Origin of the sequence: Myxococcus qinghaiensis, from assembly GCF_024198215.1 — a bacterium.
Lineage (GTDB): Bacteria > Myxococcota > Myxococcia > Myxococcales > Myxococcaceae > Myxococcus > Myxococcus qinghaiensis.
On sequence record NZ_JAKCFA010000015.1, the window covers coordinates 181,302 to 198,876 of the forward strand.

Consider the following 17,575-nt stretch of genomic DNA (forward strand, 5'->3'; position numbering starts at 1 on the left):
GCACCAGGGTGACGGTCGCCAACCCCGGCACGTCCGCCTCGGGCACCGTGAAGCGCACCGTGCGCAGGTCGACGATGTCGACGTCATCCGCCAGCGTCGTCTCGCCGAAGCGGACCTTCATCCCCGGCTGGAGCACGGACTGGTCGAACACCAGCGTGGCCCGCGTCCCACCGCCCACGGGGCCGTGGTCCGGAGAGAGCGTCGCGTGCGCCAGGTCTGGGTCGTCGATGTAGAAGAGCGCGAAGACCAGCTCCGACTTCGGCCCGCCCGGATGCGTGACTGTCACATCCACGGGGCCCGCCTGCGGTGCCCCCAGCACGGTGACCTCCATCTCCGTGTTGTCGACATTGCGCGGGCAGGTGACAGGCGTGCACGTCACCGTGTTGGGGCCAATCTGGACCCGCTCCGTGCCCGTGAAGCCCGAGCCCTCGAGCGTGACGGTTCCACCGGTGGCGCGAGGCAGCGTCGTCGGCGACACCGACATGAGCACCGGCACCCGGCTGCTCGCCTTGCCCGTGGTGAACGTGGCGCGGAACGGCTTCAAGAGCCTCCCGCCCCGCTCGTCCGTCACGGCGGTGGTGACGAGCAGCGTGTAGTCCTCCTCCGGCCGCAGCGTGCCCTGCACGGAGGCCTTCACCGTGTAGGAGAGCTTCATGTCGTTGCTCTCCACGGAGAGCTGCACCGGGACGGGCAGGCCGTCCTCGCCCAGGAGCTGAACGGAGGTCGGCCCGACGTTGGGCGCGAAGATGGGGCGATTGAAGCGCACCGTCAGCACGGGGCTGTCGGGAGAGATGATGGCCCCGCGCTCCGGCTGCACCCCGGTGACGAACGAGAACGGAACCTGGAGCTCCGTCAGGCGGTCTCCACCCGCCAGCAGCAGCCGGTCTCCCGCGACCGCCACGTCCATGGCCGGCTCGGTGTTGCCTCCGCTCACCAGCTTGGGCACGCGCGGATTCGACACGTCCACCAGCACCACGCTGCCCTCCTTCGACGACACGAAGAGCATGTCCCCCAGCAGGCGCAGCCGCTGGGGCTGGCCAGGCGTGTTCGACAGAGACTCGTCGAAGTCGATGAGCGGGCAGTGCTGCGGGTCCTCCGCGTTCGTGCAGTCCAGCTCCACCGGCGCCTCGGGGTTGCTGATGTCGATGAAGCGAAGCCCCAGCTCCGCCGCCGCGACGATGGCCGTGTTCCCCACCACCACCACGTCCGTGATGCTGGCATCGAAGGGCAGTCGCGCCAGTCGCCTCGCACCCGGCCGCGCGGACTCGTAGATCTCCAGAGCGCCCTCGGGGCCCTCGTTCTTCCCGTGGTACGTCGTGCGCTGCCCGCCTCCGGCGCCACCTCCCAGCGAATACTCGGGCGGCGGCGGCAGCGTCCCTTCCGGGTTGTTGCAGTAGTGAGCGCCCTCATGCTGTCCGGTGGCGACGAAGAGCCGGCCCCCGTGCACCGTCATGCCGTAGGGCTCGCCGCCCGGAGACAGGCTCCCCACCAGCAGCGGGTCCGCCGGGTAGCGCGTGTCCAGCAGTCGCAGGATGCCGCCCTTGCCGGCCGCGGGCTCGGAGCCCGCGCAGGGCCCCGCGTTCGGCGGAGGGTTCGGCTGCATCTGGTTGAAGGCCACCCAACTCCCCATGGGCGTGGGCAGCAGACGCGTGGCGAACTCGGGCTCGCCCCAGCCTCCGAACTTCGCCCGCCCCAGCTCCGTCATCGAGCGGTCATTCGACGTCGTCACGGCCAGGCCGGCCGCGCCGTTGGCGATGAGCACCTGGCCCGGCAGCGTCGCCACGTCGAGCGAGTCCGGCGTCAGGTCGAACTCCGGCCACGGCGTGTCGCTGGGCAGGTAGCCGAACAGGATGGCCTGGAGCCGGTCCACCTTCTCGACCTTGGGATTGACGGTCTGCCCCACGGAGGCGACCGGCAGACCCGCGTTGCGGACATCGAACGTGCCCGCGGTGTACGCGTCGAAGTAGCGACCATCCTGGATGTAGTGGGCGTTGAGCTCCTTCGGCAAGCGGTTGCCGTTGATGGACGCTCCAGCCGACGAGTACAGGTACAGGGGCTCTTCGAGGTCCGCGACCAGGGCCTTCGTGCGGAACGCGGAGACGATGGCCACGCCATCCGTGGTCACCGGCGGGCCCGACGCCTGCGGCGTACGACCCCGCGCCAGCCCGTAGCCCACCTCTTCCCCGAGGCTGCTCTCCTCGGGCGGCTCCGAGCTTCCGCCCGAGCCGTGGTTGCCCGGCAGCGGAGCCGTCACGCGCACGACGGCCCAGCCATCCGAGCCGAAGGACCCGGGGGGCGCCGTCACCGCCAGCTCCTCAGTGGAGAGGACCTGAACGGAGGAAGCCGGCGTCCCGCCGACGAAGACCTGCGGTCCGCCCAGCGCCCCATAGGCCCAGGCCGGCAGGAAGCCGATACCGCGCACCCGCATCTGACTGCCGCCAAAGGGGTTGAGGAAGCGAGGCGTCGCGCTCGTGATGTTCAGCAGTGGCTTGTAGAGGAAGCCACCCGACCTGCGGTCCCACAGCCCCGAGCCCGACACCAGGTTCCCGCTCACGTCGAACACACCGTTGATGACCACCACGTCCGCGAGCCCAGGCGCTCCCCCCGGAATGGTGACCTCCAGTCGCGTCGAGGACGGAACCTCCAAGGGCAGCACGGTGGCCCGCTCGCCACCCATCAGGACGGTGACCGCCTGATCGAAGTTGCGTCCGAGGATCTGCACCCGCGAGCCGCCGGCCGTCGGGCCCACGCGCGGCACCACCTGGGCAATCTCAGGACGTGCTCCCGGCGCGCGCGCCGCATCGAACTCCACCTTGAAGGGCGACAACAGCTCCTTGCCGCCCGGGGTGAGCAGGTCCGTGGACACCGACAGCACCAGCTCCGCGCCCGAGGGCAGCGGGTTCTCCGGGCGGAAGCGGATGAGCACGGTGCTGACCGGCTCCGCCGCGCTCCCCGCCTCCAGATCCGCGCCCGTCGCGCCCGTGCCCAGCCACTCCGTGCCGTCCACCGTCAACGACACGGCCTGACGCGCGCTCTCCGGCGTCACCGTCGTGGAGAACGTGAGCAGCAGGGACGACAGGTCGAGCGGCACCACGTCTCCCGCCTTCACGCTCGCGGAGACCAGGGTCAGCTCCGCCGCCGGACCGAACTCCAACGCCCAGCCCGTGTTGCCACGATTCCGCGCGCTGACGATGCGACCTCCCGCCACGGCGACCCGCTCAGCGGAGCCACCGCTCGCTCCCGCGACGTAGTGCAGCAGCCGGGGGTTCAGCAAGTCACTCAGGTCCACCACGGCCACGCCCGCCGCGCCCACGGCCACGTAGGCGACATCCCCCACCAGCCGCACGTCCGAGGCGAAGCCCTTGAGCGTGTCGGTGCCCAGCGAGGCACCTCGGACAGGGTTCGCGGGATCCGACACGTCCACGAGCACCAGGCCCTCGGTCCCCGCCGCCACGACGGCCACGTGGTCCCGACGCAGGCGCACCCGCTGGACGTCCAGCGCCAACGAGCCTCGCTGCGCCGGCATCCGGTCCACGCGCACCGTGTGCAGCGTACCCCCGGTGAAGCGGTGGCCCGGGGTCCACGTGCCGGTGCCCACGACGGCCAACTCGTCCTCCACGGCCAGCGCGGTGACCTCGGGGAGCAACGGCGCCCCCAGGGTGTTCAGCAGGAACGCGGCGTTCGTGATGTCGAAGCTCCGCAGGCCCCCCTTGCCAGCGGCGGCGAGCAGCCGGTCTCCCCTCAGGTCCAGACCGAAGGCCGCGCCGTTGCCGGCGGTGGTGGAGCGAACCAGCCTGGGCGTGGCCGGGTTGGAGATATCCAGCTCGAGGACGGTGCCCGCCGTGTAGCCGTTCCCATCCCGACTGGCTCCCGCGCCGATGAAGAGGCGGTCGTTCCACTCGGACGCGTACGCGAGGGAGAGCAGGTCTCCTCCCAGGTAGTCAAACGTCCCGATGATGCGGTCATCGCGACGGTCCGTGTCCTCGTCGATGACCTCGTTGCGGCGCTCGGGCGGGATGGGCGTCCCCGCCAGTCGGCCCTTCAGGTAGAGCCCCGACATGTCGACGATGCGAAGGCCCCCGGCGCCCACCATGTAGATGTGCTCGCCAATGGTCAGCATGTCGCGAATCTCGCCCTGGAACGCCACCGCCGAGTCCGTCGGCTGGTCAAACGTGAAGGCGCCCGCGAGCGTGGCGCTCTCCTTGTCCGACTCGTCCGAGGCTTCCCACTGCGTCACCGTGACGGCCACCGGGCCGCGCAAGCCATTGGGCGTGTACGCTTCGATGCGCTCCATGCCCAGCACGCGCACGCGCAGGGCGGGCGCGGTGCCGAAGCGCACCTGGACGGTGCCGCTCGTCTTGAAGCCGGTGCCATTCAGCAGCACCTTCGTTCCACCCGAGGCGGGACCCCGGCCGGGAGTGACGGAGACCAGCGACAGGTCCTTCGTGTAGATGAACGCACCCGCGCGAACCAGCGAGCTGCCAGACGGGGTGCGAATCTCCAGCGACGCGGCGCCGTCCACGCTCGACGCGGGCGTGCGCACGACGAGCCGGGTCGAGGTGCGCGACTCAATCTCCGCGGGAGCACCGCCCAGGCGGACCTCCAGCCCAGACTCGAAGCCGCTGCCCGTCATCGTCACGAGCGTGCCGCCGGTGACGGGGCCTTCTCGTGGCGAAATCGAGTCGACGACGACCCGCCGCGCCACCGTGTCATCGGACGTCTCGAACTCCGTGACGAAGCGCCCGGGCATGAGCGAGCCGTCGTCGCTCGCGGCCTGGAGGCCGGAGATGACCAGCCGGTGGCGCGTTTGCGCCCTGAGCGTCAGGGTGGGGTCGATGACGAGCTGGTGGACCCCGGCTTCGCTCACCTGCAGCGAGGCCACGACGGTGAGCTCGTCACCTCGGGCAGAGCCATCCATCCGATAGAGCCGCGCGTTGACCGACGATACCGGGCGCACCGCGAGGTTGAGGTCGGCGACGAGCGTCTCCGTGGTGGGAACACCCGTCGCGGACGGCGCAGGACTCACGGCCATCACCATGGGGAACGGCACCGCGATGACGGCGAACCCGTCATTGGGCGCGGGCTGTCCAGGTGGCGAGTAGACGGTGCTGATGCTGGCCGCCACCACGCCCCGGTCGATTTCGACCTCGGAAAGCGACGTCGCGGGCCACAGGTCCACGGCGTCCACGGCGAGGGGCGCGGCCAGCTCGGAGAGCGCGGAGAGCTGCACCACGCCAGCGCCCGCGTTCGCCCCCAGGTGCGTGCCGAGCGCGGAGAGCGAGAAGCGCGTGCCCACCAGGGCCGGCACCTGCGCCACCTGACGAGGCTGCGTGGGAGGCGTCAGGGAGACGGTGGACGCCCCCACTCCGGACGACGACAGGCCTCGTCCCGAGTGGATGGCCAGGTCGCCCAGGTCCTGCGTCTCGCCCACCACGGGGAAGCCCGGACGCGCCAGGTCGACCACCAGGGTGGCCACGTCGTTCCCGGATCTGGCGCGTAGCACCGCATGACGGCCGAGCATCCGCACCTTCTCGATGGAAGGCGTCCGCACCGAGCCCTTCATCAGGAAGGACCGCACGGAGCCGAGCAGCGTGGGCCGCAGCGGCTCCACCAGCGAGAACACCGCGAGGCCGCTGTCGCCGGCCGCGACGAGCGCCAGGTCATCCACCACGGCGATATCGTGGGCCTTGCCCTCATAGGGCAGCGCCATGACGAGCCGAGGCTGCGTCCCCTGGCGGGCGTCCACGACGAGCAGCGACGGGCCCCCCTCGCCCACCATGTCCACATGGGTCAGCTCCAGGGCCTCGGCCGCCACGTAGGCGATGCGCTCACGCACCGCGAGCGCCCTGGGCAGATAGGGCGGAGGGAAGGACACGCCGCCCATCACCTCGGAGTCCTCCGGCACGGAGATGTCGACGATGGACAGCGCGCCCTGCGTGCTGCGCTTCAGCACCTCGATGACGTCCGCGCCCTGCTGGATGTTCGCATCCGCGAGCAGATAGGCGCGGCCCTTCTCGAGCGCGAGCGCGCCAGGGCGGCCCTGCGGCAGCCGACTCGAAGGACGACCTTCCGTCCCGTCGATGGCGGGCTGGTAGCGGCCAATCCGCTTCGTCGTCGCCAGGTTCGTGTAGAGGTAGGCGTTCTCCGCCATCGCCGTCTGCCCGTCCGGATTGCTGACGAAGATGTCCGCCGGCCCGAAGCCGCCCGCTGGCGTCGTCACCCGCATGCGGCCCGGAGACAGGACGATGGCCGAGGGGGCCAGACTGCCTCGCGCCGTCTGCGCGCCCTGCCCCCGGAAGTAGACCTCCGCGCCCTGCTGGAAGCCCGCGCCGGACAGCTCCACTTCCTGCCCGCCCGCCAGGGGACCGGAGGCCGGCGAGACGAAGCTCACCTGCAGGATGTCCATGTAGATGAAGCCACCCAGCAGGCTGCCTTGCAGTCCGCCCGGGTTGACCACGGTGACCTTCACGGGCCCTTCCACCTGCTGCGGCGTGCGCGCGGTGAGGACCGTCTTCGACTCACTGACGGAGACCTCCGTCGCCTCCGCGTCGGAGAAGTACACCCGGGCGCCCGGCTCGAAGTGGGCGCCGCGAATCGTCACGCGCGTGCCGCCGTCCACCGGACCCGCGCGAGGCTCCACGCGGTCCACGCGCGGCACCAGTCCCTCCGCCGTGCGGGTGCGGAAGCGCGACAGGAACCGCTTGTCCAGCGTCTGCTGGAAGGTGCTCCCCACCCCGGCCTCCACGGAGATGGAGTGCTCCTTGCCCCGCGCGAGCTTCACGCCCGCGGGCAGCAGCAGCTCGATGCGGTAGCTGTCCGTCGGGCTCACCCGAGCCTCGGTGGTCAGCACGCGGCCGTTGAGCAGCCCTTCGCGCAGGATGACGCGCGCCGCGCTCACCGTGGCCGGGTCCACCGGCTGGGAGAAGCCCACGGACAGCGCCAGCTCGGGCGCTTCGAGCGCCACCTGCTCCGCGCCGTTTCCAGGCGCGACGTCGGTGACGATGAAGCGGGGCAAGGTGAACTCGGCCACGCCCTGGTGGCCGAACAGCGTCAGCAGTCCGTCGCCCGTCATCGACACGTCCAGCGCGGCGGGCACGTTGGCCCGCACGGACGTCGTCGCGATGCCCGCGTCATCGATGAGGGAGGCCGTGAGCAGCCCCTTCACCGGCCGCGAGTCCTGGTCGATGAGCTGCACCGTGGACACCGACACGTTGCCCAGTCCCGCCACCGAGCGCTGGCCCGAGGCCAGCAGGTCCGTGCGCCCTGGAGCATGCGACAGCAGGGACACCACGCGCGGCGCGGCGCGCACGTCGACCACCGCGAGCGAGGCCGTGGCGCCCTGGCAGCCCACGTGGACGCGCTCGCCCACCACTTCCAACGTCTCCGCCCCACCCGGCACCGCCGCGTGGCCCAGCTCGCCCAGCTCCGGGTCCAACAAGTCCAACACCCGCAGGCCGCCCGTCCCCGCCGCCACCAGCAGCTTGTCGCCGAGCACCCCCACGTCACGCGCCGGCCCATTCGTGGGCAGCGTCGTCACCCGCTGCGGATAGTCGAGGTTCGACAGGTCCACCACCACGACGCCCTGGTCGCCGTTGGCCACGAAGGCCAGCTGCCCCGCCGCCACCACGCCGCCCACGTCATGGCCGGACAGCTCGATGGAGCCGCGACGCGTGATGTTGCCCGCGTTGCTCGTGTCGAACAGCACCAGCTCGCCGTTGCGAGCCGCCTGGTCATGGCGGACGCTGACGAGCGCCAGCCGCCCGTGGAAGGCCGACGCCACCGGCACGCCTTCCAACGGATGCGCGACCAGCGCCTCCAGCGGAGCATCCGTCACGCGGAAGAACTCCACGCCCCGGCGCACGGGCGCACCCAGCGGCAGCCCCGTGGCGCCCACCACGCCCAGGCCCGCGCCATCCACCGCCAGCGCGGACAGGCGAGTGCTCTCCCCCGAGCCACCAAACGGCCTGTAGGGCGTCCGGGACGGCCGCATTCCGGCCTCCACCTGGACGACCTGCGAGGACGTGGTGTTGCCGGACAGGTCCTTCGCGCGAGCGTGGAGGGTGATGGACCTGCCCGCCAGCGGCGTCGGCACCAGCCACGAGTAGCGGTACTGCGGCCGGTTCGCGGAGCTCGTTACCGCCACGGCCGAGGCCCCCACCTCGCCCGACACCGTCTGGCCCGACTCCGACGTGTAGCTCGCGAGGAAGCCCACGTCGTGGATGCCGGCATTGTCGGCGGCGAAGGCCGACAGGAGCAGCGGGTCACCTTCCGTCACGACATCCAGGTGCGGCGGGTCCACGAGCTCCACGTTCGGCGCCGTGGTGTCGGGGATGGTGCCCACCTTCCGTGCGGGCGTCTCCGCCTCCTGGCCCGCCTTGTCCACCGCCACGGCCTTGATGAAGAACTCGCGGCTGCCGCTGCCAATGGGCGCGACGAAGCTGGCCACGTACGCGTTGGGTTTGCCGGGGATTCCCGCCGGAGCCAGCGCCGTGGCCACCTTGCGGCCGTCCACGAAGAACGACACCGACTCGATGCCGCTGTCCACGTCGAGGGCGTTGGCTTCGAGGCGCAGCCGAGCGCCCGCGAAGACGGTGCCGTCGGGCTCCGGCCGCGTCAGCTCCACGGTGGGGAGCTGGTCCGCGACGACGTTGAACGCGATGGGCTCCGACTGCGCCGACTGTCCGGCCGTGTCCACGGCGCGCGCGGCGATCCACAGGCGCTTGCCCACGTCCGCGGGGTCCGCCACGTAGATGTGCTCGAACGGCAACTGGAAGCGGCGGCCCACCTCGGCGAGCGAGTCCCGCGTGGGGCCCACCAGGAACGTCACATGGGCCACCGCGACGTCGTCCCCCGTCTGCGCGTGGAAGCTGCTCGGCAGCTTCGCCACCACCTTGAACGGCGGGTTCTTCAAGGCCACCGTCGGCGGCTTGTCGTCGATGGCGCTCACCGTCACGGTGTCCGTGGCCGACCGGTTGCTCAGGTCCACTGCCCTGGCGGTGAAGCGCAGCGGGACGGGCGCGCCGCCATCGGCGACGAGGTCCTTGGGCACCAGGTAGGAGAAGCGGTACGGCGGCGCGGGGATGTAGGCCACTTCCTTTTCATCCCCCGAGCCCACCTGCACCCGGAACGACACGCCCGCCACGCCCACGTTGTCCTCGGCGCGGGCCTCCACATCCAGCCGGAGCCCCGTCACCCTCGCGGACCCGTTCGCCGGAGACACCAGCTTCACCACCGGGTCCTGCGTGTCAGCCTTCGCCAGCACCGTCACGGTCTGCGCGTTGACCGTCTTGCCCGAGGAGTCGCGTGCGTTCGCCCGGATGGTGAGGCTCCTCGACGCGGAGCCATGCGGCAGCGGCACGCGGAAGGCATACGGCCGCGTGGAGCTGGCGAAGCGCAGCATGCCGTCCACGCCGCCCTCCACTGTGACTTCCACGCGCTGGACGTCGACGTCGTCCTGCGCGGCCACCAGCACGGAGAAGTCGCGGCCCTCCGTCACGATGGCGCCATGGGCCGGCTGGGCGATGACCACCGTGGGCGGCAGGTCCTCCGCCACCGTCAGCACCACCGTCTGCGAGTTCACGATGTGCCCGAAGCTGTCCACCGCGCGCCCCTGCAGTCGCAGGGTGCCGCCCGTCGTCCCCGGCACGGGAATCAGGAAGCGGAACGGGGGCTGGGTCAGCGTGGCGACCGGCGTCGCCGAGCCATCCAGATAGAGCGACACGGAGGTGACGGCGACGTCGTCCTCCGCGGAGAGAATCACCGGCAGGAAGTTGCTCGCCACGGCCGTCGTCCCGTCCGCGGGGGACAGGATGGACAGGGCGGGCTCGCGGTCTCTCACGACGTCGATCTGCTGGTACTCCAGCTCACCCAGGTTGCCGGAGATGTCCCGGGCCCGGGTGGCGATGAAGTACGGCACGGAGTCCAGGCCGCCCAGCTCGGACAGCTTCGGCACCGAGTGCTGGAACGTGACCACCGGCGAGTACACGTCGAAGGGAGAGCCCGGCAGGCCGTTCTCCGACGGGAAGCCTCCGGCGACGTGGACCAGCTTGAGGCCCTCGGCGCTGGGGCCCGCATGGATTTCCACCCGGTCCACGAACGCGTTGTCATGCGCCTGGACCTGGATGAGCACCGGCGTGTTCTCGATGATGTCGCGGCCCAGGCTGGGGCGCAGCACGTTCGCCACCGGCAGGCCCGTGTCCTCGGCGATGCGAATCCGCCGCTCCACCGAGGAGCGGTTGCCTTCCAGGTCCGTCGCCTCGACGCGCAGGAGCACGAAGCTCTCCGTGCGCGTGGGGTCCAACCGGACGAAGCCCGGCGGCAGCGCGAGCAGGCCTCGGAAGATGCGGAAGCGGGAGATCTCCTCGGGCCCCACGCGCAGGGCCGTGAGGGTGTCGCGCACGGTGACGTCCGCGGCGACGGGGTTGCCTTCGGGGTCGAACAGCGTCGGCACGGTGGTGCCATCCCGCGCCTCCAGCTGAAGGGCGGGCTTGCCGTTGACGAAGAACTCCACGCCGGTGACCTGGGTGTCATCCGCGGCGAGCGCGCCCAGGCGGAGCTGGATGCTGCCTTCCACCAGGTACCCATCCTGCGCGGGCTCGAGGATGGCCAGCTGGGGCGCACGCGGCCTGCGGCTCTCGATGACCAGCCGCGCGCTCTTCTCCTGGTTCGCGGTGTCCTTGACGGTGAGGGTCAACACCGTGGGCAGGCCCTCCGGGCCCACCGGTGGAGTGAAGCTCACGGACAGCGCCCGGCTCCCCACCTGGGGCGGCTCGAAGGTCTGCGTCCGCGGCGCTTCCGAGCCGAAGGTCGTCGTCACCGACTGCACGCCCACGTCGTCCTTGACGGTGAAGTGCAGCGTCGCGGTCTTGTTCTGGAGCAGGCTGACGAAGCCTCCCTCCAGCTCCGTGCGGTACAGCGTCTCCCCCACGGCCACCAGCCTGTCCATCTGGAGGGTCGGCGGCGCGTCGGAGACAATCTGGACATACGCGGGCAGGGAGACCGTCTCGTTGCCAGCGCGGTCCCACGCCTGGGCATACAGCTCGGCGGCGCCCAGGGCGTCGCGCTGGAGGGTGACCTCCACCTCCTGCGACGTCCCCACCAGGAGCGTGTCCCCTTGGGGAGCACCATCCATCAGCAAGCGGACGCCAGACAGGCTCGCGTTGTCGGCGACCCGCAGGCGGACCTTGAACGGTTGATTGCGCACCGCCGTCGCGCTCTCGCCCAGGCCGACGATGGACACCGTGGGGACCACCGTGTCCGGCACCACCCGCAGGCTCCGAGCGTCCTTGGTGACCACGCCGCGCGTGTCCACCGCCACGGTGGTGAGGCGCACGTCGGGAGACGTCCACGACGCGGGGATGCGGAAGCCCACCTGACGCGAGGTGAGCTGGCCCGGATTGAGCGACGAGGACAACGGGTCCACCGTCAGACGCTGACCTCCCGCGGCGGCACGGACCTGGTACGGCTGGCCGGACTGGTAGCGCAGCGCCAGCTCCGACACGAGCACCGGACGCGAGTCACCCCCACGCGCCCGCAGCTCCACGAGGACCTGCTCCACCTCCACGGCATTCTTGGGGAACCCGAGGTCCGCCTCGTACCCATTGCCGGCGTCGAGCGTGAGCACGCGGGTCAGCGTGAGGTCGCCTGACGGGAACAGGGCCTTGAAGGTGTTCAGCTCCGCCTGCGCGTCCGGAGAGAGCGAGGCACGAGGGCGCAGATGATAGGTGACACGGGCCTCGGCCCCCTGGGAGTCCGCGCCGACCTTCAGGCGAAGGAAGCCGGGCGCGCTGTCCGTGGAGAGGGCCACTGGTGGCGTGACGCGCACGGCGCCGTCCTCGCCCGTCACGCTGAAGGTGAAGGGAGCACCTGCCGACCCACCGCTGCCCGGCTGACCACCGAAGGACAGCGTGGCGACCGGCACCGCGTGGTTCGCGAGGGAGAACGGCGTCTGGGGCGTGCCCACGAGCGCCGGCGCGTGGAGCGCGAAGTCGCTGGCCGTCGCCGTCTTCACCTCCGACGTGGAGGCCACCAGCCAGGCGGCCCGCAGGCCCACGTCGTCCTGCAGCTCCAGCGCGCCCTGGTAGCGCTGCTCTTCAATCAGGTCTCCGCTCGTGGGAGACACCCAGCGCGCGACGGGCGCCGTGTCGGCCACCAGCAGACAGGAGTAGGCTGAGACGGTGGTGCGCCCCTCGCTGTCCGTCGCCGTGGCCTCGAAGCTCACGGTGCCCGTCTCGCCGTTCGTCACCTCGGGAAGCGTGTAGGAGCCGCTCAACGACACACTGGTCGCGGGCAACTCCTGTGGCTTCTGCTCCAGGCCCGTGAGGTCAGCCCCTCCCTGGAAGCGCACGGAGAGGGACTCCACCCCGCTGTCATCCGACGCCTGGACCTGGAGCTTCACCTGCGAGCCGGCCACGCACGACTGCGCGTTGGGCACGCCATTGAGCGAGACGCGCACCACGGGAGGCAGCTTGTCCTCGGCGACGACGATATCGAACGCGACCTGGGACGTGTCCGTGGGGTTGCCGGCCGGGTCATACGCGCGGGCCCAGATGACATGCCGCTCGGGCTCCGTGTCGGCGGGGTCCACGCTGGTGCGCTTGATGGGCACCGTTCCGGAGAAGGTCCCCACGTAGCGCCGGCTGACGAGGATGTCGCCGGGCCCCTGCGGATTGGGGACGCGGACCTCCTCGAAGTCCTCCTGGCTCGCGCGCAGGTAGGCCTGCTGCGGCGCGGTCGGCTGGATTTCGACGCCATCGAGCACCACGGCGACCCGTGAGACGCGGACATCGTCCGAGACGTCGACGCGCAGACCGAGGCTGCTCCGGTTCGGCACCTGGAGCGGCTGCGTGGGCGTCCCCGGAATGGGCGACAGCAGGAGGGCCGTGGGGTGCTCCAGGTCGTCGATGACGTCGAGCAGCACGTCCTCGTGCCCGAACTGGGGCACCGGGCTGACGTCCTTGGCGATGATGCCCACCGTCCGCTCGGATGCGGGCGTGGACGGCGTGACGATGGGGGCGCGAACGATGAGCTTCTGCTGGATGGCCGTGTTGACGGGGCCGATGAACGGCTCCAGCGTCACGCCTCCGGAGCGGGCCGCGAAGCTGGCGACCCCTTCGTCATCCGAGACAGTGAAGGTGACGGTGACGTCCTGGCCTTCCTTCACCACGGTGCGCGGCGCGGGCAGCATCAGCTGGACGACGGGGGCTGTGTTCACCACGGCCTGGAGCACCAGGCGGCGCTCCGCGGTGCGGTTCCCGTCATCCGTGACGACGGCGCGCAGGCGCAGCGGCTTGTCCGCGAAGTCGGCGGGCACATCCAGGGTCCACTTGAAGACCTGGTACAAGCCCTCCTGCGTTCCGGTGATGGCGCCCGAGCCCACCGGCGTCTCCGGAGCGTCCGGGTTGGACGGCTGGAGCGGGTCCTGGAGGAAGAGCCGGGCGTTCTTGACGCGGACGTTGTCCGTGGCCACCACGACGACGTCCACCTTCCGGTTGGCGCCAGCGTAGACACGCGTGCCCTCGGCGGGAGTCCGGAAGGCCACCATGGGCGGCTCGTCGTCCGCCGTCACGTCGAGCGAGAGGGAGACGGTGCCCACGTTCTTCTCACCCGCGCTGTCGACAGCCTCCGCCAGCAGCTGGACGGTGCCGGGCGTCGACGGCAGCAGCAGGTCGAAGCGATACGGAGGAACCGTGGCGACGCCGACGGAGTGGCGCGTGCTTCCGCGAAGCTCGAAGAGCTCCACCCTGGAAACGGCCACATCGTCCTCCGCGTGGAGGACGATGGGAACGTGCGTGGCCGCCGTGCCGACGAAGCCGGGACTGGGGCTGAGGAACTCGACGGTGGGTGGCCGGTCGCCCTTGAGCGTGACGGTGTGGCTGGTTTCAGCGGAGTTGCCCGAGGAGTCGAACGCGCGCGCGGTGAGCTTGAGGGTCTCCTTGGGGAGCGGCCCCACGAAGAACTTCTCGACGGGGATGACGGTGTAGCTGATGTACGAACCGGAGACGCCCGCGTTGTCGCCGAGCGCGTCGTCGACGAAGACCGGGGTCTCCTCTTCATCGAGGTAGAGCTCGACGCGCTGGGGGGAGACCTCGTCGAACCCCGCGATGGTGACCAGCAACGCCTGGGAGTTCGGCACCTCCACCAGGTGCTGGGGCGTCAGGATGTTCACCGTCGGGGCCTTTGAGTCCCTGCGAATCCCCACGACGACAGTCCCGCTCGTCTGCTCGTGCCCCTGCGCGTCCCGGGCGGTGGCCGTGACGGAGAAGGTCCCATCCACCTCGACGACGGGTGTGCGCCAGAGCAAGCGATAGGGAGGCACGGAGGACTGCCCCACCGGGACGTTGTTCACCTTCCACGTCACCTGCGGCGGCTCACCGCTGTCATCCGACGCGGCGGCGGTGAGCGTGACGGGAGTGCCGCCCACGTAGGAGTCCGTGGACGTAGGCGTCTGGATGGCCACGTTGGGTGGACCGTCCAACCTGATGACGGCCTCGAAGCCGATGCGGCGCTCCAGCCCGCCATGGTCGATGGCCTGAATCTCGACGCGGGGACGCTTGCCCGCGCTGCCCGCCGGAGGCGTCCAGACGAGCTTGAATGCCTGGCCACCCTCGGCCGTGCCCCCCTGCCCTCCCTGGTCCAGGCGCGTGGTGGCCACCGCGTTGCCATCCACGAGCAGCGCGAGCTTCACGCCGAAGGCCATGGCGTCGTCCGCCACGGTGCCTTCGACGGAGAGCGGCACCTTCTCCGTCACCTCCACCGTGCTGCCCAGGGGGGCGCGGCGGGTGATGAGCGGAGGGGCGTTGCCGACGATGCGGACGAGGACGGTGGAGCCTTCCGCCGTCGCGCCCTGGCGATCCACGGCCGTGGCCTTGAGGGCGGCCGAGGTGCCCGCGCTGCCCGCCGGAGGCACGTAGCTGATCTCCCACAGGGGCACCGCGACAATCTCTTGAGGCGAGGTGTTGGGGACGGGGCGCAGCTCCACGCGGGCCGTCTGGGAGGAGCCGACGGGCGCGCCGTCCACGGTGAAGCGAACGACCTGGAAGTCGAGCGGCGACAGGTTGCCGGACATCCAGTCACCGCTCGTCACGCGAAGAATCTGGGGGAGTCCCTCGATGAGATTCGCGCCGGGGGTGGGCAGCTCGTAGACGACCTGTCGGGTGCTGGGACCGGCGGGCGGCACGACCTTGATGTCGAGCGTGGCCCGAGGAGACTCCTGGTCGCCGGAGTCCACCGCGATGGCGGCCACCTTGAAGCTGGCGCCCACGAGGGGTGGCGCCTGGATGCGCAGCGAGTACGGCGCGGTGTCGTCGATGACGGTGGGCACGCCATTGACCAGGAAGCTGACGTGCTTGATGGACAGGTCATCCGAGGCCACGGCGCGAACCTCGAAGCTGGCGCCCGCGGCGATGGATGTGGGGCCTGACAGGCGCACCGTGGGAACACCGTCTCGTGCCTCGACGCGGATGTCGTCCGTCCAGACAACCTCGTCGAGGGTGGTGTGCCGCGCGGTGATGGTCACGCTGCCCGGGCGGAGCGACGTCAACCTGCCCTCGGGGGTGACGTGAACGATGGTGGGGTCCTGCGAGCTCCAGTCCGTGCGGAGGGCCGACGGGGTCAGGTCGATGACCCGGCCTGTCTCGGCGTCATCCAGTCGGCCCTCCAGTTTGAGCTGGAAGGTGTCGCGCACGCGCTCCAGCGTGACGGTGTCTGGGGTGATGCGGACGCCGGCGATGCGCGAAGGGTCGGTGACGATGACCGGCACTTCCTTCGTGCGCTCGGCGTAGGTGACCTTGAGGGTGGCCTCGCCCTGGCCGAGCGCGATGACCTCACCGGATTGGGTGACGGCGACGGTGGCGGGGTTGCTCGACTCGTAGAGCACGCCCCGGCGTCCACCGGAGATGTCGACTTCGCCCGCGATGGCGAAGTTGCCGAAGACCTGGAGCTGCTCGCGGCGGCCCACCTGGTCCAACAGGAGGGACTCGGGCTTGGCGGAGATGGAGATGAGCGGGTCGAACGAGGTGGAGCTGGTGAACTCCACGGCGGAGGTGTGGACGGTGCGGCCGAAGGGGTCCTGGAGGGCGACGTCCGCGATGACGACACCGTCGGGAGGGACCTTGCCGTCGAGCGTGGGGAGGAAGAACTGGATGCGGCCCGGGGTGGAGACGCGGGGACGGCCGACGAGGCGACGGGCGGTGACGAAGGCCTGGGCCTCGGCCTCGCTGAGGTCACCGAAGACGGTGCGCAGGGCGAGCGCGGAGGCGCCCATCATGGACAGCTCGGCGGAGGAGACCTGGCCGGTGTAGCCGACCTCCAGGACGATGCCGCCAGCGTTGAGCTCGGAGCGGACGGTGACGGGCGTGGGGGCGAAGCCGGGGGGGCTGGCCTTGGCGTCGAAGGTGGTGCTGAAGGAAGCACCGGGCACCGAATCGGGACCGATGGGGACGGCGGTGACAGTCAGGGCGCCGTCGTCCGGGAAGGCCGCCTTGAGCGGCACGAGCAGGTGGAACGGGACGGCGCCGGCGAAGTCACGCTCGACACGGAGGTTCGTGACGGAGGCGAAGTTGCCCTGGGTGGCGGAGGTGCCCTGGATGGTGACGAGGACCTGCGACACCTGCTGCTCGATGTCGAAGCCGACCTCCACGCTCTGCGAGCCAGGACGCAGCGGCGCGAGGGGATAGGCCGCTGTCACCACGGGTGGCGCCGCGTGGGCCACCAGGGCGAATCCCAGGCACACCACCGCGAGCACCGCGCGAACACCGCTTGAGCTGAACTGACGCACTGCCCCTCCGACCTACGCCCTCTCGGGACGTACCGTGACCGCCTCAACGACTGCCCAAACGACACACCGCTCGCCCGACGCCCTGGGGAAACAGGTCTCGAAAGACCCGCCCCACAAGGCGCCCCCATCTCTTCGATACGAAGTGAATCGAACATTTCGGCAGTCCCGCCGGCAGATCCTCGTGCCAGCAGGGCCTGCCTCACCACGTCCGGGCCCACCGGGTGGGGGGCGGCGCGCCTCGGCGGCGGCCACTCTCCCCAGGCACCGGCTTACACGCCCTGTGTGGCCCCACAGACAGCAACGATGGCCCGAATCACGCTGCGTGGGAGATCTGGACGGCCGATATAGACGTCGTCCTCGTCACCCGGCGCCTCGTTCGCCTCCCGGGCGAACAGACAAACGCGCTCCCGCATCTCGGCGGACGCACCAGCCAGCACCGCCCCCACCTCATTCGAGAGACACAAGACAGCGACTTCACGCGCCGCCAGATCCTTGCTCAGCAACCCGAGGTCGCATTCAAACTCAATGGCCCCGATCTGATCGGCAATCGAAACCACATGCGGGCCCGGCCCTGAGTGCGAAGAAACGGAGGGATTGAACTCCACCTCATGTCGCCCGTCCCCCAACCTCCGCAGCTCCGCATAGGTCACCCCGTGAAAGTCCTCACCGGGCCACACCTCGGTCAGCTCGCCCCATTGCCTGGAATAGGAACTCATCACCAGGACACGACCTGCCTGGGACCGAATGAACAAGGTCTTCATCCAACATCTCCCAGGAAACACAGACACAACCAGGACA

General features: G+C 70.5%; 2 protein-coding genes (1 of these 2 running past the window's edge). Both read right to left on the reverse strand.

Annotated elements, in window-relative coordinates:
- On the reverse strand, window positions 1-16,777 hold the 5' portion of the coding sequence (locus tag LZ199_RS27225) for an Ig-like domain-containing protein (protein ID WP_253996677.1). 15,284 nt of this gene lie to the left of the window's left edge; the window shows 16,777 of its 32,061 coding nt (coding positions 1-16,777); the start codon lies at window positions 16,775-16,777; its stop codon lies off the left edge, out of view.
- A 269-nt stretch (window positions 16,778-17,046) separates the two neighbouring features.
- On the reverse strand, window positions 17,047-17,538 hold the full coding sequence (locus LZ199_RS27230; RefSeq protein WP_253996678.1) for a hypothetical protein: 492 nt from the start codon (window positions 17,536-17,538) through the stop codon (window positions 17,047-17,049).
- Window positions 17,539-17,575: the final 37 nt, after the last annotated feature.